This window comes from Limnoglobus sp. (assembly GCF_059499385.1).
The window spans coordinates 1-19663 of sequence record NZ_JCABYM010000047.1 but is presented as its reverse complement, the minus strand read 5'-3'; the positions used below and the strand labels follow the sequence as shown (position 1 = coordinate 19663).

14 protein-coding genes are annotated in these 19663 nt (G+C 69.0%); 4 read left to right on the top strand and 10 right to left on the bottom strand.

Annotated elements, in window-relative coordinates; all coding sequences use genetic code 11:
* Positions 1–139 precede the first annotated feature (139 nt).
* A complete protein-coding gene (locus tag AC5JJ2_RS08695) occupies positions 140–1624 on the bottom strand; it encodes a HEAT repeat domain-containing protein (RefSeq protein WP_495857585.1) in 1485 nt (494 codons plus the stop codon).
* Positions 1625–1785: 161 nt separating this feature from the next.
* Between AC5JJ2_RS08695 and AC5JJ2_RS08690 the strand changes: the two genes are divergently transcribed.
* Positions 1786–2685: a sugar phosphate isomerase/epimerase family protein gene (locus AC5JJ2_RS08690; RefSeq protein ID WP_495857584.1), complete on the top strand. Its 900-nt coding sequence runs from the start codon at positions 1786–1788 to the stop codon at positions 2683–2685.
* A gap of 8 nt (positions 2686–2693) precedes the next feature.
* Here the strand turns inward: AC5JJ2_RS08690 and AC5JJ2_RS08685 are convergent, their stop codons facing one another.
* Entirely contained in the window at positions 2694–3167 is a 474-nt protein-coding gene (locus tag AC5JJ2_RS08685; RefSeq protein ID WP_495857583.1) for a GNAT family N-acetyltransferase, read from the bottom strand.
* 507 nt (positions 3168–3674) lie between these two features.
* Here AC5JJ2_RS08685 and AC5JJ2_RS08680 point away from each other — a divergent pair.
* Positions 3675–8282 (top strand): DUF2135 domain-containing protein, encoded by a 4608-nt coding sequence (locus AC5JJ2_RS08680; RefSeq protein WP_495857582.1) that lies wholly within the window; start codon positions 3675–3677, stop codon positions 8280–8282.
* 77 nt (positions 8283–8359) lie between these two features.
* Here AC5JJ2_RS08680 and AC5JJ2_RS08675 read toward each other — a convergent pair whose 3' ends face one another.
* Entirely contained in the window at positions 8360–9292 is a 933-nt protein-coding gene (locus AC5JJ2_RS08675) for a hypothetical protein (RefSeq protein ID WP_495857581.1), read from the bottom strand.
* Between the two features lie 105 nt (positions 9293–9397).
* Between AC5JJ2_RS08675 and AC5JJ2_RS08670 the strand changes: the two genes are divergently transcribed.
* Positions 9398–10129, top strand: a complete 732-nt coding sequence (locus AC5JJ2_RS08670; RefSeq protein ID WP_495857580.1) for a TIGR02996 domain-containing protein — start codon at positions 9398–9400, stop codon at positions 10127–10129.
* A gap of 309 nt (positions 10130–10438) precedes the next feature.
* Here AC5JJ2_RS08670 and AC5JJ2_RS08665 read toward each other — a convergent pair whose 3' ends face one another.
* The gene (locus AC5JJ2_RS08665; RefSeq protein ID WP_495857579.1) at positions 10439–12592 is read right to left on the bottom strand and encodes a prolyl oligopeptidase family serine peptidase; all 2154 of its coding nucleotides are present in this window, start codon (positions 12590–12592) and stop codon (positions 10439–10441) included.
* 454 nt (positions 12593–13046) lie between these two features.
* Here AC5JJ2_RS08665 and AC5JJ2_RS08660 point away from each other — a divergent pair, with 454 nt between their 5' ends.
* A complete protein-coding gene (locus tag AC5JJ2_RS08660; RefSeq protein ID WP_495857578.1) occupies positions 13047–14354 on the top strand; it encodes a serine/threonine-protein kinase in 1308 nt (435 codons plus the stop codon).
* 36 nt (positions 14355–14390) lie between these two features.
* Here the strand turns inward: AC5JJ2_RS08660 and AC5JJ2_RS08655 are convergent, their stop codons facing one another.
* From AC5JJ2_RS08655 to AC5JJ2_RS08630, 6 genes are all read right to left on the bottom strand, one after another.
* On the bottom strand, positions 14391–14801 hold the full coding sequence (locus tag AC5JJ2_RS08655; RefSeq protein WP_495857577.1) for a response regulator: 411 nt from the start codon (positions 14799–14801) through the stop codon (positions 14391–14393).
* A 213-nt stretch (positions 14802–15014) separates the two neighbouring features.
* Positions 15015–17261 carry a glycogen debranching protein GlgX gene (gene glgX, locus AC5JJ2_RS08650; RefSeq protein ID WP_495857576.1) on the bottom strand — a complete coding sequence of 749 codons (2247 nt, stop codon included), beginning with the start codon at positions 17259–17261 and terminating at the stop codon, positions 15015–15017.
* Positions 17262–17531: 270 nt separating this feature from the next.
* Entirely contained in the window at positions 17532–18059 is a 528-nt protein-coding gene (locus AC5JJ2_RS08645; RefSeq protein WP_495857575.1) for a c-type heme family protein, read from the bottom strand.
* Positions 18060–18143: 84 nt separating this feature from the next.
* The gene (locus AC5JJ2_RS08640; protein ID WP_495857574.1) at positions 18144–18650 is read right to left on the bottom strand and encodes a hypothetical protein; all 507 of its coding nucleotides are present in this window, start codon (positions 18648–18650) and stop codon (positions 18144–18146) included.
* Positions 18651–18718: 68 nt separating this feature from the next.
* Positions 18719–19051 carry a hypothetical protein gene (locus tag AC5JJ2_RS08635; RefSeq protein WP_495857573.1) on the bottom strand — a complete coding sequence of 111 codons (333 nt, stop codon included), beginning with the start codon at positions 19049–19051 and terminating at the stop codon, positions 18719–18721.
* A gap of 1 nt (position 19052) precedes the next feature.
* On the bottom strand, positions 19053–19445 hold the full coding sequence (locus AC5JJ2_RS08630; protein ID WP_495857572.1) for a hypothetical protein: 393 nt from the start codon (positions 19443–19445) through the stop codon (positions 19053–19055).
* Positions 19446–19663 lie beyond the last annotated feature (218 nt).

Genomic DNA, 19663 nt, shown 5'->3' with positions numbered 1-19663 from the left:
GCAGCTAACACTTCATGTTTACTTTGTGCCCACCGCTTAACTATTCACGCCGGCAGCGGAATCGGTCGTGCTTCCGCTCCGCTACCGAAAACTCCGACACCGCGAAAAAAAGTTTCTCGTGGACAGCAGTTGTGCTGGATTACCGCGTCCAGGACCGCTTGCTGATCGGCTGGCGGGCCGGCGGGACGCCGGTTTTCGTCAGGCCGCTCGGCGGCGGCGTCTCCGGCAGCCCCGGCGTCGCCAGGCCGGGCGTCGGCGTCGCCGAGTTGCTCCCGCTGCGGGCCGTCGCCCACTGCTGGACCCGCTTCACCACCTCGGCCGCGACCTTGCTGTGCAGCGCCAGCCGGTCCGCCGGCAGGCCCATGTCGAACCCCAGATGCTGCTGCAACACCTTCGCGACGGCGATGGCGATCTCCCGGTTCGGCTGCCGGCCGAGGCCGCGGAGCACGTCCAGCGCGTCCGGGTCGGTCGGGTTCGTCATCAGCATCGCTTCGGCGGCCAGCAGCCGGATCGGGCCGGGCTGGTCGGCGTTCGTCATCCGGTCCAGTAGGTCCGGGGTGAGCACGTTGAACGACCGCAGCAGGTACGCCAGCTCGACCCGCAGCGCCGCCGGCGTGTTCGGGTCGCTAGTCTGCTGCGACAGGTCGGACACGAGGTCGTAGGCGACGGTGGACCGCAGGTTGTGCGCGTAGTGCTCGACCAGCGCCCGGACGGCCCGCGGCCCGAGCGGGTCCGCCTCCGCCGCCCACGCCGTCAGGTCGCACACGGCCACGGCCGGCAGCCGCCCGGCCGAGGTCGGCAGCCCGCCGTCGTTGCTAAACCGCTGGTCCGCCAGGTAGGCCCGCACGTCCTCCCGGATGATGACCCACCGCTGGCTGGGGAACGTCAGCGCCGTGCGGATCGCCGCCAGCCGGACGGCCGGCTCCGGGTCGCGGAGGAAGTTCGCCAGCTGCCCGATGGTCACCGGGTCGTCCACGCAACTGAGGGCCGTGATCGCGACCGCCCGGACGGCCGGGTCGTCCATCTGGTGAATCTTGTGCAGCACGACGGCGATCTCGGCCGGCCGCCACACCTTCCGCCCCTCCAGGGACGCGAACGCGGCCATCCGGACTTCCGGCCGCGGGTCGTTGAACAGCCCGAAGATCGGCGACGCGTCGAGGACGACCGCGTCCTTCAGCGCCAGGACCTCCGGCAGCCGGTTCAGCACCGTCGGGTCGGCCGGCCACGTCCGCCGGTTGCGGATGCGGGCGCAGCACCGCTTCGCCCGCCGCCGGGCTTCCGCCCCGGTCCGGGTCAGGTCGTGGCTAAACAAGAGGATGACGGGGCCGAGGAGGAGCACGCCCCGCGCGAACGCGGCCGGCGGCTCGTGAATCGCGCGGGTGTGGAACCAGCACCACCCGAGGGCCATGACGTACAGGAGGATGACCGACCCGCTGGCCGGCGGCTTCCAGGCGACGCCGGCGCGGAGGAACAGGGCCGCGCCGAGCAGTTCCGCCGCCGCCCCGATGGCGAGCAGGCGGGAGTCGTACCGCGCGGCCAGCCCGCCGAGTACGGCGGCCGGGACGAGCAGGATCGCGAGGCTGACGAGCCGGGCCGTCGGGGTGATGGGTGTCTGATCGCGCATGGCGTCCGGCCGGTGCGGGGAAGCGGGTGGAAGCCGGGGGGCGGTCGCTAGTTCGCCCGGCAAGCCTAGAAGACGTTTCCGCACGGGTCAAACAAGATGGGTAAGGTGTCGCAGAAATCCGGGGCGTGTCGATAAAATGACGGCCCCTCCGGAGGACTCGCATGACCCCGTTCACCCGCCGCGCGTGGCTCGCCGCCGCGGCCGCCGCCCTCGCCGCCGGCCCGGCCGTCGGGCAGGGGAAGAAGATTCCGCTCGGGTTCAGCCTCTACGGGATGAAGACGCTCTCCCTGGCGGACGCCCTCGCCGCGTGCGCGAAGATCGGCTACGCCGGCGTCGAGCTGGCCCTCATGCCGGGCTACCCGGCGGAGCCGCACCTGCTGTCCGCGGCCGCGCGGAAGGAGCTGCGGACGCGGCTGGCGGACGCGAACCTGACGGTGCAGGCCCTCATGGAGAACCTGGTCGAGCCGGCGGCGGACGCGGTTCGGGCGAAGAACCTCGACCGGCTGAAGGCCGCCGCGGAGCTGGGCCGTGCGTTATCGGACGCGCCGCCGGTGATCGAGACGATCCTCGGCGGCAAGCCGGCCGACTGGGACGCGGTGAAGGACCGCATGGCCGAGCGGCTGCACGCCTGGGCGGCGGTCGGGAAGGACGCGAAGACGGTGATCGCGATCAAGCCGCACGTCGGCAACGCGCTGCACTCCCTCGACGGGGCGGCGTGGCTGATGCGGCAGGTGGACAGCCCGTGGGTCCGCATCGGGTTCGACTACAGCCACCTGTTCCTGCGAGGGGTGAAGTTACCGGACGCGGTAGCGGCGCTCGTGCCGCTGTCGGCGTTCGTGCATGTGAAGGACGCGAAGGGGACGCCGGCGAAGTTCGAGTTCCTGCTGCCCGGCGAGCACGGCATCGACTACGCCGAGTACGCGAAGCTGCTGGCGGCGGCGAAGTACGCCGGCCCGGTCGTCGTGGAGGTGAGCGGGATGGTCAGCAACAAGCCCGGCTACGACCCCGTCGCGGCGGCGACGCGGAGTTACGCGAACTTGAAGAAGCACTTCGGCGGCTGACGCGCGGCTCACGTCAAGGTTCGTTCCATCCGGTAGTTGACGAGCTGCGCCCCGCGGCACGCCACCGTCTGCTCGACAAGGGTGACGAACCCGCGGGCGGCGAAGAACGGGCGGGCGGTGATGCTGGCCTCGACGAACAGCCGGGCCAGCCCCAACCGCCGGGCCTCGGCCACGAGGTCGGCCAGCAGCCGCGTGGCGATCCCGTGGCCCTGGTGGTCGGCCGAGACGTACAGCCGGTCGATGTGCCCGTCCGCTTCCAGTTCCGCGAACCCGACCGGCCGGTCCGCCTCCTCCGCGACGACGACGAACCGGCCCTCGAACCGGGCGGCCCACGCGGCGGGGTCGATGTCGTCCGCCGCCCACGCCCGGATTTGGTCCGGCGGGTAGTCGCGGCTGTTCACCCGGCGGATCGTGTCAAGGAACAGCGCGAGGAGCGCCGTCGCGTCGGCCGGATGGTAGGGGCGGAAGGTGATCCCGGCCACGACGGGTTCCTTGTAGGGCGGGTCAAGGCTTTGCGCCGACCCGCCGGGGGCTGACAGCCGCGCCGGGAGAGACCGAGAGGCCAGGAGCGCGGCGGCGGGTCGGCGCAAAGCCTTGACCCGCCCTACAAGGAACCCGTCGGTCGCGACCACCGTACCAGAACTCCAACCCGAGCACAACAATCCGCGCGTGCGGCTCGTAGCAGTCGGGGCGCTGGCGCGACGGGCCGACCCCGGCCGGCCGCACATTCGCGCCAACAACATTCGCGTCGCCGTGTTAAGCGGGTAGATTTCCCCTAGCCGCGCACCGCGGCGGCCGACGCGCCAGTTCGCGCGGTGGCGCGACCTGTTCCGGCCGGCGCGACGCCGCCCGGCCCGGCGGCCGACATCCGTGCGATTTCCGGTGGCGGCGAAACGCCGCCGCGCTTTAGAATTCAAGATTAGGTTCTCCCGTCCCGGGCCGGGCGAGAAACCGTTTCTCTCGCGGCCCCCTGTAGGAGCGTCCGGGCAATGACTATCGTCAAACGGCTCCGGCTGCTGACCGCCGTTCTCGGCACAGCCGCCGCCTCCGCGGTCATCGGCACGACCGTGTTCGGCGACATCACCTCATCCGGGTCCGGCCAGAAGGCCACCCTCCGCACGGCCAAGCCGGACGGCGTCGCCGCCGCGGACAACTTCACCCAGTCGAAGTTCGCCACCCAGCCGGCCCTGACGTACAAGCAGCGGTCCGGCAAGACGAGCTTCGCGTGGCAGGTGAAGCCGACGCTCGCCGCAAAGGCCGCCCAGGACCGCGACATCCTCGTCATGGTGGACACGTCCGCCAGCCAGGCCGGGCAGCCGCTGAAGCGCGCCCGGCAGATCATCGACGCGCTCGCGAAGGCGTCCAGCCCGACCGACCGCATCGACGTGTGGACCGTCAACCTCGACGACGCGAAGGCCACCCGGTCCTTGACCGAGGGGTTCAAGCCGGCGACCGCCCCGGTCGTGACCGGGGCCGCGGCGCAGCTGGCCGAGACGGAGTTCGCCGCCGGGGCGACGGACCTGAAGGCCGCCGTCGAGAAGGCCGTCAAGGCGTTCGAGCCGAACCCGGCCCGCCAGCAGATCATCCTGTTCCTCGGCGACGGCGAGAGCGCCGCCAGCACGGAGACGCTGACGGAAACCGCCCGCGTGGACCTCGGCACGAAGCTCGATCAGGCGAACGTCGCGTTCTACGCCGTGCCGCTCGGGCTGAAGATCAACTCGCACAACCTGCACGGCCTCGCCACGCTGACCGGCGGGGCGGTCGTCCGGCTGGCGGAGGACACCGCGTCCGACCGCGGCAAGGCCGACTTCGCCGCCAAGCTGCTCGCCAGCTTCGCCGTGCCGGTGCTGAAGCCGACGAAGATCGAGTACGGGGCGGAAGTCGCCGAGACGTTCCCGACCCGCCTCCCGCCGCTGCGGGCCGACCGGCCGACGCTCGTGGTCGGAACGCTCAAGGGCGACGCCGCCGCGGTGACGGCGAAGGTCGAAGGGCTGGTGAACGGCGAGGCCGTGCGGGTCGAACTCGCGGACCGGCTGCCGGTGTCCGAGAACGACAACTACTTCATCCACGCGATCGTCGAGCAGTGGCGGGCGGCCCCGGCGAAGGACGCCCCGGCCATCCTGGCCGCCGACCGGGCGCTGGCCCTCGGGGCGCAGCAGTTCCAACTGTTCCGCGAGGAATTCCTGTCCCAGGCCGTGTTCGCCATCAACGGGGACAAGATCGACCACGCCGAGAAGCTCTACCTGGCGGCGGCGAAGATCGACCCGGCGAACCTGGAAGTCGAGCAGGGGCTGAAGGTCATCGAGCGGCTGCGGAAGGGCGACCTGACGCGGGCGAAGATGAAGGCGCAGTTGACCGACAACCTGAAGCAGTCCGAGAAGGTCGCCCGCGAGAAGCTGGCGGTGCTGGCGCAAGCCGAGCCGCCGCCGGCCGGCGGCGCGGCCGTCCCGGCCCCCGCGCCGGGCGGGCTGCAACAGGCCGAGGCCGAGCGGGCCGTGCTGGAACAGCAGTACCGGGTGCTCGTCGATGAGACGATCCGCCGGTCGCGGACGCTGTTCAAGAGCGACCCGGACTCCGCCTACGAGGACCTGAAGCGGCAGCGGGACACGATCCTCGCGAACGCCCAGCTCAGCGACGCCTACCGGCAGAAGCTGGCCGCGGACCTGGAGGCGATGATGCAGACCGTCGCCACCCAGGGGGCGGCGATCAAGCGGGCCATCGCGGAGGACCGCGAGCGGATCGCCCGGACCAAGCTCCGGATCAACGAGTACGAGCGGCAAGAGGCCGAAGAGCGGCAGACGGTCGCCCGGATCGACTCGTTCCGCCAGCTCATGAACCAGGCGCGGTTCGAGCTGGCCCAACAAGAGGCGCAGGTGCTCATCCAGGAGCGGATCAGCCGCGGGCAGGTCGTGCCGCCGGAGGCGACGGCCAGCTACATGATCGGCCAGGCGGCGACGAACCTCCGCGAGTACCGCGAGCTCGTCCGCATCCGCGAGGACCGCTACCTGCTCACGATGATGCAGGCCGAGAAGTCGTTCATCCCGTACCCGGACGAGCCGCCGGTCCACTTCCCGCCGGCGGCCGTGTGGCGGGAGCTGACGGCCGACCGGGAGAAGTACAAGTCCGCGAGCATCGGGTCGGACGTGCCCGGCACGATGCGCCGCATCCAGTCGATCCTCGAAGGCCCGACGGCCCAGAAGATCAAGATCGAGAACGAACTCGACGGCCTGGCGCTCAAGGACGTGCTGTCGCAGTTGGAGAAGGACCACGACCTGAAGTTCGTCATCCTCGAAGACGCGTTCAAGACGGAGCAGTCCGAGGCGGCGATCCTCGACAAGAAGTTCCCGCTCAAGCAGAAGTTCTACGGGCTGACGGTCGGGGCGTTCCTCGACATCGCGCTGCAGAGCATCGGGGCGTACTACGTCGTCCGGCCGGAGTACATCGAGATCACGACGTACGAGCGGCGGTTCACCGAGAAGGTGGTCCGGGCGTTCGACATCACGGAACTCGTGTACCAGATCCCGTCGTCGGTGAACCAGGCGACGCTCATCCAGAACCAGGGCGTCCAGTCGCAGAACCTGCAGCTGTTCGGCCAGGCGACGTTCGCCGGCGGGTTCGGGGCGATCGGCGGGATCGGGCTGGGCGGCGGGTTTAACATCGGCGGCCTCGGGGCCGGCGGCCTCGGCGGGGGCGGCCTCGGCGGGCAGCCCGGCGGCGGGTTCGCCGGCGGCATCCAGGGCGGCGGCATCGGCGGCGGCCTCCTCGGCGGCGGGGCGGCCAATAACCTCGGGGCCGGCGGCGGCCTCGCCGGGTTCGGCGGCGGCCAGCTCGGCCAGTTCGGCAACCTCGGCGGGCAGTTCGGCATCCAGGGCAACGACCTCGTCAACTACCAGCTGATCGCCACCCTGATCACGGAAGTCGTGGCCCGCGGCGAGTGGGCCGACCTGAACGGCCAGTTCCAGATCAACACCCCCGCCGGGGGCGACGACGACGAGTCCGTCAAGGTCGTCGAGGAGAAGTACCTGAACTCGCTGGCGTACTACCCGCCGGCGCGGGCGCTCATCGTCCGGGCGAACGGCAAGTACCACCCCGGCGCGAGCATCAAGTACAAGAAGCCGGAAGGCGTCGGGGCCGGCGGCCCCGGCAACCCGGCCCGCGGCGGCAACGCCGTGGCCGCCGGCGGCCCGCCGAAGGGCGGCCTGACCCCGGACGTGGCCGGCCAGGTCGGCGGGATGCTCGCCGGGGCCGACAAGCCCGGCATCAAGAACCCGAAGGAGGACGCGAAGGCGCTGCTCAAGGGGATCGACAAGAACAACCCGACGCGGATGTGGCAGCAGGCCCTGGAGCGGTCGAACGTGACCGACCCCGGCGTCGTGGTGGCGTGTGCCGACTTCCTCATGGACGTGAACAAGCCGGAGCACGTGGCGGAAGTCCTGAAGACCGGCATCCGCAACGGGCTGACGACCGACCAGTGGGCGCACGACGCGCTCGCCCTCGCCCTCCGCGAAGGCAAGGCGTCGCCGAGCGACATCCAGCGGGTCGCGATGTCGAACGTGGACCTGGAGCCGACCGAGGCGAAGGGCTACCTGAAGGCCGCGAAGGTGGCGAACGAGAACGGGCAGGCGGCGGTGGCGGCGGCGTACTGCAAGAAGGCGGCCGGCCTCGAGCCGAACCTGCCGACGGCTTACGCGAACGCCCTCGTCTACGCCGGCAAGGCCAACGACGTGCAGGCGGACACCATCCACTGGGCGACGGCCAACCTCCTCGGCCGCGACTGGGCGGACGACGGCGTCAACTACCACGAGCAGACGAAGGCCCGGCTCACCGGCCTCGTCGAGAAGTTCCAGAAGGCCGGCCTCGGCGACCAGGTCGAACGGTTCCAGAAGCTGCTCGACGCGGAGAAGAAGCGGGACCTGGTGATCGAACTCCGGTGGCAGGGCGAGGCCGACCTCGACCTGTCCGTGACGGAGCCGAGCGGCTCGACGGCCAACCCGACGCACAAGCGGACGGTCGGCGGCGGCGTGCTGAAGGCCGACGTGCTGGAGCAGCAAGGGAACCGGTCCGAGGTCTACACCGCGGCGGCCGCGATGAGCGGGACGTACAAGGTGACGGCGAAGAAGGCCCTCGGCCGGACGATCGGCACGACGGTCCAGGTGGTCGTGACGAAGCACCAGGGGACGGACAAGCAGGCCAGCGAGTTCTACACGCTCGACCTGTCGGACCCGAAGGCGGTCGTCGAGATCAACCTGACGGACGGGTCGCGGACGCAACTGGCCGAGCTGCCGACGGACGACGCCCCGGACGCGCGGCAGGAGACGACGGCCGCGGCGTCGGCGGTGAACAAGGGGTTCGGCGGCGGCGCGGCGGGCACCAGCTCCGGGACCGCGAACGCGACGAAGACGAACCTGCCGGTGGTCGTGCAGCCGCTCGAGACGCGGTTCGCCGGGGTGACCCCGACGGCCCCGTCGATGCGGGCGGTGGCCGACGTGACGGCCGACCGCAAGGCCGTGAAGGTGACGGCCAACCCGGTGTTCACCGGCAAGGCCGCCGACCTGGACCTGCCGAAGGTCAGCCTGCTGCCGGGGGCCGGGAAGTAACCGCGGCCGCGACGTAACGCGAAAGCCCCGCCGGCGACGGCGGGGCTTTTTCGTTTCCGAGGACCGCGGACGGGCCGTCAGACCAGCGGCGCGACGTAGACCCAGTTCCGCCCCTTCCCCTTCGGCCGCTCGACCAGGAACAGGTCGCCCTTGACGCCGACGATCGTGTACGTCGAGTGCTGCAGCCCGCCGTTCACCGTGCCCGCCCCGCCGGACGGGTTGGCGGCCGTCGATTCGACCACGACGCCGTCGCGGGTGACGGCCCCCTTCGCCCCGGCGACCGGCGCGGCGAGCGAGTCGAAGATCGCGATGTGCCCGAAGTCCGGCCAGATGAGCACGTCGTTCGGCTGCACGTCCTCGATCTTCGTCCGCCGCTTGGCCTTGTCCTTCGGCAGGTAACTGGGGATCTCCGAGTTCGGCACTTTCGAGCGGCCGGTCTCGCGGGCGAAGTTCCCCGTGAACCCGTTGCAGTCGAGGCCGATGTACTGGTCGCAGTAGTCCCGCACGCCGGCCGCGGCGTCTGTGCCGAACTTCTTCGTGTCGTATAGCCGGTAGATGGCGACGAAGTGCAGGCACATCTGAATCTCTTCCGGCGACCCCTTGCCGGTGTGGACGGCCACCATCGGGACGATCCAGCTCTTGATGATGTCCGGGATGGCGAGGTGCGCGAGGTTCCCCGGCCCGATCAGGCCCCGTACCGGCTCGGGCACGTCGAGCGTCGTCAGCGCCCCGGCCAGGGCGAGGACCGGGTCCTCCTCGCTGGCCGTCGGCGTCGTGGCCTTCCCCTTCGCCTGGAGCTTCGCGTTCGCGACCATCTTGTTCGCCTCGGCCTTCATGCGGCCGACGAGCACGTCCTTCTTCGCCCACGCCGCCTTGTTGCCCCAGTGGACGTTCTCCTTGAGGCTCTCCGCGTTGTTCTGGTAGCGGCGGACGTTGACGGTGGTGGACTTCAGCCCGTCGATGACGACGGGCAGGCTGTGGTACTTCGCTTCGAGCTGCAGGGGGGTCATCGCACGAACCGGGGGGGTGAGGGCGGGCAACACCCGGACATACGTGCGAGGGACGGCCGCGGATTTCGCGTTCCGCCCGCGGCGAATCTGGTATCCTCGGAAGCCATGAAGCCGACCCCCGAGTGCGTCGCCCTGCTGCGGGCGATCGCCGCGACCCCGGACGACGACACGCCGCGGCTGGTGTTCGCCGACTGGCTGGACGAGAACAGCACCGGCGACGCGGACGCGGCGCGGGCCGAGTTCATCCGGCTGTCCTGCACGATGAAGTCGAAGCAGCGGCTGTCGGCGGCCGAGGGGAGGTGGCTCGACGCGAACGTCCGCCGGCTGCTGCCGACGGTGCTGAAGAAGTTCCAGAAGGCGAAGGTCGCGGACGGGATCAGCCGGTCCGGGCGGAACGTCCGCATCCACACGTCCCTGGACTCGAAGGAGGAGTACGGCGACGGCCGCATCTTCCTCCACATCGAGTACTGGCGGGGGTTCGCGCGGCGGATCGAGTACGGGTCGATCCCGCCGCTGACGAGCCTGCCGAACATCGGCCGCGAGTTGGCGGCCGACGAACCGCTGGCGGTTCATGCGTCGGAGCTGTCGGCCCGGTCGTACATGATGTTCCAGCACACGATGCTGACGCGGGTGACGCCGGAGTTCTGCCACGGCCGCGACGTGTGGGAGCTGGTCGATGGGCACGACCGCGTCGAGGACGAGGTGAAGGTATTCGACTTCGCGGGCGGCACGGAGCAAGAGTGGCAGGCGTTCGGCGACACCGTAGTGCTGGCGAGCGTGTCGCGGGCGATGACGGCCTACGCCCGCGCCGCGGCCGGGTGGCCGACGGCGTGGTGAGTCCCGTTTAGCGGCGACCCGGAGGCTTTGCGGAGGGGAGCGCGGAACCCTGACTTCCGAAGTCCGGCTTCGACTTCGGAAGTCGAACCGGCAACGACAACCTCACGAATCAACGGCGAGCGTCGCGACGTGGCCCGGACGCACGCCGGCACGTCTCGCTCACGCCGCGACGCTCGCCGTTGCGAATGCACCCGCCGCCCGCGGGGAACCGACTTCCGAAGTCGAAGCCGGACTTCGGAAGTCTGCGTCCTGCCTCCAGCAACCCGTTCCCCGTTCGCCGCCAAACGGCCGCGGGCGTTGGAACGGCCGTCACTTCACCTCCGTCACCTTCATGTCGAGGTTCTTCACCAGGAACGCCCACATGTCGGCCGTCTCCTCGATGATCTTCGTCGTCGGCTTGCCGGCCCCGTGGCCGGCCTTCGTCTCGATCCGGGCCAGCACCGGCGGCCCACCCGCGTGGCAGTACTGCAACATCGCCGTGAACTTGAAGCTGTGCCCCGGCACGACGCGGTCGTCCGTGTCGGCCGTCGTCACCATCGTCGCCGGGTACTTCACCCCCGGCTTCAGGTTGTGGTACGGGCTGTACTTCACCAGCGCCGCGAACTCCTTCGGGTCGTCGCTGCTGCCGTAGTCGTCCGTCCAGAACCGCCCGGCCGTGAACTTCTGGAACCGCAGCATGTCCATCACCCCGACCGCCGGCAGGCACGCGCCGAACAGGTCCGGCCGCTGCGTCATGCACGCGCCCACCAACAGCCCGCCGTTGCTGCCGCCCTGGATGCCGATCTTCTTGGGTGAGGTGTACTTCTCCGCGATCAGGTACTCGGCGGCGCTGATGAAGTCGTCGAACACGTTCTGCTTGGTCAGCTTCGTGCCGGCCCGGTGCCAGGCGTCGCCGTACTCGCCGCCGCCGCGGAGGTTCGCCACGGCCAGGACGCCGCCCATCTCCATCCACTGCACCCGGCTCGTCGAGAACGACGGCGTCAGCGAGATGTTGAACCCGCCGTACCCGTACAGCAGCACCGGGTTCGACCCGTCGAGCTTCAGCCCCTTCTTGTGGCTGATGAACATCGGCACCTTCGTGCCGTCCTTGCTCGGGTAGAAGACCTGCTTCACCTCGTACTCGTCCGGGTTAAACTTCACCTTCGCGGAGCGGTAGAGTTTGCTCTCGCCGGTGGCCATGTCGTACCGGTAGATGCTCGGCGGCGTGGTGAAGCTGGTGAACGTGTAGAACGTCTCGATCTCGTGCCGCTTGCCGCCGAACCCGCCCGCGGAGCCGATGCCCGGCAGCTTCACGTCGCGGACGAACGCGCCGGTCAGCTCGTGAATCTTGACGACGGTTTTCGCGTCCTGGAGGTAGCTGACGATCAGTCGGTCGCCGACCATGCTGGCGCTCTGGATCACGTCCTTCGCTTCCGGGATGACCGTCTTCCAGTTCTTCGGGTCCGGATTTGTGACATCAATCGCGACGATCTGGTATTTCGGGGCGTTGTAGTCCGTCTCGAAGTAGAAGGTCGGCCCGACGTTGTCGATGAACGACCACTTGTTCTTGTGGTCCGCGATCAACTCGACGATCTTGGAATCGGGCTTCGACAGGTCCTTGTAGCTGACGCGAACCTTCCGGCTGGTCGTGCCGTCGCCGATGCTGACGACGAGGTAGCTGCCGTCGTCCGTGACGCCGCCGCCGACGGTCCACCGCGGGTGGTCCGGCTGCTCGAACACGAGCTTGTCGTCCGCCTGCGGCGTGCCGACGGCGTGGTAGTAGAGCTTCTGGTTCTCGTTGAGGCTCTGGAACGCGGCGTCCTTCGCCGGCTCCGGGAACCGGCTGTAGTAGAACCCCTTGCCGTCCTTCGCCCACGACGCGCCGGAGAACTTCGTCCACTTGATGAGGTCGTCGCGGTCCTTGCCGGTCGCGATGTCCATCACCTTCCACGTCACCCAGTCGGACCCGGCCTCGGCGAGGCCGTAGGCGGCGAGCTTCGCCTGGTGATCGACGGAGAACCCGGCGAGCGCGACGGTCCCGTCCTTGCTGAGCTTGTTCGGGTCGAGCAGCACCTTCGGCTCGGCGTCGAGGGAATCCTGGACGTACAGGACGCTCTGGTTCTGGAGGCCGTCGTTCTTGCTGTAGAAGTACTTGTCGCCCTCCTTCGACGGGGCGGAGTACTTCTCGAAGTTGTACAGGTCGGTGATCCGCTTCTTGATGTACGCCCGCTCCGGGATCGACTCCAGGTAGGCGGTCGTGACCTTGTTCTGCTCCTCGACCCAGTCGGCGACCTCCTTCGACTTCCGCACGTCGTCTTCGAGCCAGCGGTACGGGTCGGGGACTTTCGTGCCGTGGTAGTCGTCGACCTGCTCGACCTTCTTGGTGGCGGGGTAGTTCAATTGCACCTTCGACTCCTGGGCCGTCGCGAGGACGGCGACGCCGACCGCCGCCCACCCGGCGGCGAGGACACGGACCGAACGCATGGCGGGACTCCTGGTCGCGGGACCGGTGAGGAACGAACTCGCGGGAGGGGATGTACTATTCGTACTTTACGAATTATTCGACCCGGCCGCGCCGGAACAAGTGCCGGGGATGGTATCGGTTTTCAGCCCCGTTCGAGGCTGAATAACACCCTGGGGAAGCCCGTCGGCTCCCCGCCGGACCCCCGGTTTGGCCCGCCCGAAAGTCCCGCCGGCCGGAGAATCTGGCGGAAACGCAATGGCCGTCGCTAACGCTTTGGGATTCAATACTTGAACGGCGAACGCGAGGACGTGGACCGGGTGGAGCGGGCGGGCGGCGGGGTCGGTTCTTGCACGGGTCTCATTCTTTCGGTTACACTATTAACTGCCGCCGCGTTGTCACCCCTTTGGATGGTCCCTGCCCATGCCGCACAGCCCCGAACCGACGTTCGCGAACACTCTATCCCAAGCGCCGTCGATGAACGCCTCGAACGATGAAACGAAGGACGCCGGATTGAATCCGCCGAACCCGCCGAAGTTGCCGGCGGTCGCGGACGCGCCGGAGTTCGACCCGCCGAAGAAGGCCGGCGAACTCGGCACGCTCGGCAAGTACCGCATCTTGAAGGAGCTGGGCCGCGGCGGGATGGGCGGCATCTACCTCGGGTACGACGAGAAGCTGAAGCGGCGGCTGGCGATCAAGATGATGCTGCCGAAGTACGCCGACAACGAGCCGGCGAAACTCCGGTTCAAGCGGGAGGCGCTGGCGGCGGCGCAGATGAAGCACGAGAACATCGTCGTCATCTACGACACCGACGAGTTCAAGGGGCTGCCGTACATCGCCATGGAGTACCTCCAGGGGGCGTCGCTCGACGAGTTCCTGAAGAAGAACCCGGTCACCGGCGTCTCGCAGGCGCTGCGCGTCGGCCGGGAGGTCTGCTCGGCCCTCGCCGCCGCCCACAAGCTCGGGGCCGCGCACCGGGACATCAAGCCGAGCAACATCTGGCTCGAAGCGCCGCTCGGCAAGGCGAAGGTGCTCGACTTCGGCCTGGTGAAGTGGCTCAACCCGCAGGACGAGGCGAAGCTGACGACCAGCGGGTCCATCATCGGGTCGCCGGCGTTCATGTCCCCGGAGCAGGCCCGCGGCGGGAAGATCGACCACCGCACGGACATCTTCAGCCTCGGCGCGGTCCTGTACCGCATGACCACCGGCCAGTTGCCGTTCCAGGGCGACAACCTGATGGACCTGCTCATGGCCCTCGGCGGGAAGGACCCGAAGCCGGTCCGGCAGCTCAACCCGAAGGTCCCGGACGAGTTCGCCGACCTGATCCACAAGATGCTACAGAAGAACCCGGACCACCGGCCGCAGAAGGCGGCCGAGATCGCGGAGAAGTTGCAGCGGATCGCGGACAAGCGGCAACTGGCGGGCGCGTCCGGCCACGCGCTGCCGACGACGCCGTCGATCCGGGACACCGGGTCGGCCGGGTACTCGCCGGCCGAGGGGCCGGTCGTCGCCCCGATCCAGGTGTCGCCGCAGGAGGAGAGCGCGTTCGACAACCTGGAAGAGAGTTCGCCGAACGCCGGGAAGGGGCCGTCGAAGCGGGTCAGTCAGATCGAGACGACCCGGACCGGGCAAGAGGTGACGACGCCGGACGACCAGCGGCCGATCCTGGTCCCGACGCCGCGGCCGGTGACGCCGAACCGCACGCTGTTCTTCGCGGCCGTCGGCGGGCTGTTCGTGCTGACGTTCATCCTGACCGTCGTGCTGGTCAAGGTGGTGCTTCGGTAGCGGCCGCCGCCCCGCCGGGGCGCGAGTCTTTCACCGTCAGACCAACAGCGGGTTGCGGGCCAGCAGCCGGCGGACGGCGGCGAGCAGGTTCGGCAGCGGGAACGGCTTCGCGATGTACTCCGTCGCCCGGCACGCCGGGTGGTCCATCTCCGCGTCCCCGGTGTACCCGGAGATGAAGATGATCGGCAGCGCCGGCCGCTCCGCCCGCATCTGCCGGACCAGTTCCGGCCCGGTCAGCCCCGGCATCCGCACGTCCGTAATGAGCAGGTCCACGTCTTCCAGGTCCTGCTGGAGCACTTCCACCGCCCGGCGGCCGTTCTCCGCCTCGACGACGCGGTAGCCGTTCGCCTCCAGCAGCGACCGGACGAGCGTGCGGATCATGTCCTCGTCGTCCACGATCAGGACGACGGGGCGGGATTCGGGCGGGTCAACGGGGGTGGCGGCCACGGGGTCTACCTATTCCTGAGGCAGAGGGAGCCAACGCATTCCACGGGAGAGTACACAAACTGTGCCAACAACACGGGTAAGGTGTATCGTTTGATACATGAAATTAGGGTGCGAATGCAAGAGGTTGCGGGAAAACCGTAAACATTTGATCGCTCACGGCCTGCGATTTTCATCGGCGGGTGGAAAATTTCCCGCCCGAACGGACGCCGATTGTTAGCGTTCGGTTACCAGCACCAGAACTGAGAAGGCTGCTGCCTCAATTCGGCTCCCGGCGGGCACCGCCTTGCGCTCCCCCTCGGCGGCGAAGTCGTCCGGCGACGGGGCGGCCGTGTCGATCGCCCGCCGCCACCCCCGGCCGGACGGGGACGGCGGGACCTTGAACGTCACCGCCTCGTGGTGGGCGTTCATCGCCACGTAGAAGTCCACGTCCGGGTCGTAGTCGGCCTCCCCTTCCCGCCCGGTGAACCGGCCGTCGATGGTGTACGCCAGCGTCCGGGAGTACGCGCCGAAGTCCGGCTCGAACGGGACGACGCCGTGCCACTGGATGTCGAACAGCGGGGCGTCGCTGTTGGGCAGCGGCGGGACGCGGGGCTTGCGGATCGCGGCGGCCGCCTTCACCCGGCCGCTGTCGTCCATCTTGCCGACCTCGCTCGGCCGGACCGGGCCGCCGGCCGGGAACGGGCCGACGTGGTTGCCGCCCCACGTCCGCGGATCGACCTCGCCCTGGAAGAACCGCCGCCGCCGCAGCGCCGGGTGGCGGCGGCGGAACCAGATCAGCTCGCGGGTGAACCGCAGGAACTCCTTGTTCTCCTCGGCCAGCGTCCAGTCCACCCAGCTGATCTCGTTGTCGTGGCACCAGGCGTTGTTGTTCCCCTGCTGCGTCCGCAGGAACTCGTCCCCGGACAGGATCATCGGCACGCCCTGGGAGAGCAGCAGCGTGGCCATCATGTTCTTCGCCTGCCGCTGCCGGAGGCGGTTGACGGCCGGGTCGGCGGTCGGCCCTTCGGCCCCGCAGTTCCACGAGTAGTTTTCGTTCGACCCGTCCCGGTTCTGCTCCCCGTTCATCTCGTTGTGCTTGCCGTTGTAGCAGAACAGGTCGTTGAGCGTGAACCCGTCGTGGGCGGTGATGAAGTTGACCGAGTGCTTCGGCAGCCGGCCGTTCCACTGGTAGATGTCGGCACTGCCGCAGACGCGGGACGCGAGCGCCCCGGCCATGCCGGCCTCGCCCCGCCAGAACCGCCGCACGTCGTCCCGGTACCGGCCGTTCCACTCGCTCCACCGCCGGCCGAACGGGAAGTTCCCCACCTGGTAAAGCCCCGCCGCGTCCCACGGCTCGGCGATCAGCTTGCAGTCCGCGAGGACGCCGTCCTCGGCGATCATCTCGATCACCGGCGGGTCCACCAGCACGTTCCCCCGGCGGTCGCGGCCGAGGATGCTCGCGAGGTCGAACCGGAACCCGTCCACGTGCATGTGCCCGCCCCAGTACCGCAGGCACGTCATGAGCAGGTCGCGGACGACCGGGTGGTTGCAGTTCACCGTGTTCCCGCACCCGGAGTAGTTCAGGTACCGGCCGTGGTCGTCGAGCAGGTAGTACAGCTCGTTGTCGAGGCCGCGGTAGCTGAACGTCCGCCCGCGGTCGTCGCCTTCCCCGGTGTGGTTGAACACCACGTCGAGGATGACTTCGATCCCGGCCTTGTGGAACGCCTTGACCATGTCGCGGAACTCGCGGACCTGGCCGTGCTCGGGGGCGGCGGCGGCGTAGGCGGCCTTCGGGGCGGCGAACGCGATCGAGTTGTACCCCCAGAAGTTCGTCATCTTCTCCCCGGTCTTCGGGTTGAAGAACGGGCAGTCGCACTCGTCGAACTCGTGGATCGGCAGCAGCTCGACGGCCGTGACGCCGAGCCACTTCAGGTAGTCGATCTTCTCGATGAGGCCGGCGAACGTGCCGGGGTGCGTCACCTCCGCGGACGGGTCGCACGTGAACCCGCGGACGTGGACCTCGTAGATGATGCTGTCCTCGTTCGGCGTCAGCGGCGGGGCGTCGTCCTCCCAGTCGTACTCGGAACTGCGGTGGTACAGGCTGCGGCGGCTGGTCCGCTCCGGGTCCGTCTCGCACGTGGCGGCCCACTTCTCGCCGCCGGAGATCATCGTCGCGGCCGGGTCCAGCAGGATGCGGCTGGGGTCGAACCGGTGCTTGCTGCCGGACGGCCCGTCCACCCGCCACCCGTAGGTGAACGTGTCCGGCAGCCCGTGGACGCGGACGTGCCAGTGGTCGCCGGTGCGGTTCTTGCGGGTGTCGAGGCGGAACTCGGCGAGCGGCTTGGTGCCGCCGGCTTCCGGGAGGATGACGAGCCGCACGTCCGTCCCGTGGCGGCAGAGGAGGACGAAGTTCGCGCCGTCCGGCGTCGGGCTGATGCCGATGGGCAGCGGCCGCCCGCGGCTGATCGTGAAGTCGGGCATGAAGGCACTCAAGGTGGGACGCGAACCCGGCTCGTGACCGTCGCGGCTTTCTTATTGAGCATACCCGAAGTCCGCCGCGGTTTCGCGGCCGGTTCCGACATGTATGGGGGAAATGCGTCGTTTCAAAACAGAGGTCGGACTATCCTGGGACCGCGGGCGTCCCGCCCGCCCACCTTCCCGGCCGCGGGGACCAGCCTCACGTGGCGGGAAGCGTAGCGGGCGGGACGCCCGCGGTCCCAGGGGAAGCGATGCCCCTGATAGGCAACGAAGTTACTTGATCGGCAGCTCGTACACGATCGTGCCGAGCAGGTCGCCCTCCTCGACGCCGTGGCACTTCGCGCACGACTTCAGCACCGCCGGCACGACCGTCGCCGTCCGCAGCACCGGCTTGCCGTCCGCCTCACCGATTTCCTCGAACGTCTTCTTCCCGTCCTTCATCGCCTTGACCGCCTTCTTCTCGAAGTCGGTCTTCGCCACGTTGTCCTCGTTCTTCGGGTCGCCGGACGCATCGACCAGCCTAGCGTTGTGCCACCCCTTCTTCTTCATCGCCTCGAACACCATCCCGGCGACGACGGCCGCCGGCTTGGCCGACTGCTTCTCGCCGTAGGTCGTGGTGATGCCGACCACGGCCGTCTTGTACAGGTCGTCGAGCATCTGCGTCTGCTCGCGGGTCCGCTCGACGGCGGCCTTGTCGAGTTGCTGCTTCTCGGCGGCGACGCCGGCGTTGAGCCAGTAGAAGCCGAGGGCCCCGCCGGTCACGACGGCGGCGGCGAACAGTTTGACGCGAGCGATTCGCATGACACCCCTCCGGGAAGGAAGACCACCGCCGACCCATACGGCCGACGAGGGAAGTGTAACCCGGCTAATTCGGATGTCAATATCCTATTTCGGCTTTTCCTCGTCCTTCTTCCCGCGGATGGTTTCCTTCGCCCCTTCGACGATGCCCTTCACGACGCCCTTTGCGGCGTTCTTTGAGGTCTCCTGGGCGTTCTTCTTGACCCCCTCGCCGATCCCCTTGAGGTTGACCGCGTGACGGATCGCGAGCACGTCGTCGGCCGTGTGGTCCTCGCCGTCCGGCCCGAGCGACCGCACCGTCACGTCCTCGGCGACGCCGCCCTGGGAGTACGCGACGCGGAGCGGCCGGCCCCACGGGTCGGCGTCCGGCAGCGTGTCGTTCGGCCAGCGGACGTAGACGCCGGTGTCGGTGGTTTGCCGGTCGAGTTTGTCGGCCCACTGCGCGACGAGCTGCTGGGCCGCGGCGACGTTCGGGTCTTCCGGCGGTGGCGTGCGGCCGCCGCGGAGGAGGAGTACGCCGCCGATCGCGAGCGCGCCGAGGAGGATCGCACCGAGGACGGCTTCGAGCGGCTTGGACTTGGCGGGGTCGGACATGACGTGGTCCTCACGGGGGAGTGTCCGTGAGAAGTGGACCGCGAGGGGGGCGGTTATCGTCGTGCGATTCAGTTTTCTGGAAGCGCGGCGACGGCCTCTTCGAGCAGCTGCGCGGCCAGTTGCATCGGGCTGACCCGACGCCCCGTGGCGCTCGCGCGGGCCGCGAGGCGGACGAGTTTCGCCTCCGTGTCCTCGCTCATCGGAACCTTCGGCGTCGTCACCCACGCGGCGACGGACGGGCGGCCCGGCCGCTTCCCCTCGCCCGGTCGGAGGCGCGCCTGCAACGCCGCAACCGCGGCCGCCAGCCGGGCCGCGCCGAACGCGCCGCCGCCGGCGTCGGGCACGTCCGCGACGACCTTCGCCCCTAACTTCTGCGCGATGGTGGAGATGTTCTTCGCCACGTTACCCTCCTTCCGCGAGCGGGAACCCGATTTCCAGGTAGTCCCGGTCGATCACCAACCCGACCGCTCCTTGGCGGGACTCCGTGCCCATCCGAACGAGAAACGCCCGCAGTGCCGCGGCTCGATTCTCGACGGCCGCTTCGGTCGTGTAACACTGCATGACGACCGGCTCGTCGAAGACGAGTTGCCCGCCCCGCGCGTCGTCCCGCCAAACGCCGCGGCCGCGGGGGTACGCGGTCGCCCCGCCGAATAACTCGCCGAGGGCCCGCAGGCCCTCGTTCACCCAGTAGTCCTGGTCGATGGGTTGGCCGTCCCGGTCGTGGCTCGGGATGAACAGGACCAACAGCGTCGAGGCCGACTTGTTCGCGCCGAGTTGTTCGACCGCGTTCGCCATGATTCACCTGTTTCCATCATCGACTTTTTGGGCAAAAAGTCAACCGTCCAACGCCCGCGCACTCCGATCCTTCCTATCTTCCAGCCACGCCACGTCGCCGCTGTCGGCGAACCGCTTCACGCCGACCTCCAGGATCGCCGAATCCGGCACGACCTTCAGCGGCGTGTACCGCGGGTGGTGGCTGTCCTTGTACGGGTCGTTGCGGGCCGCGTTGTAGC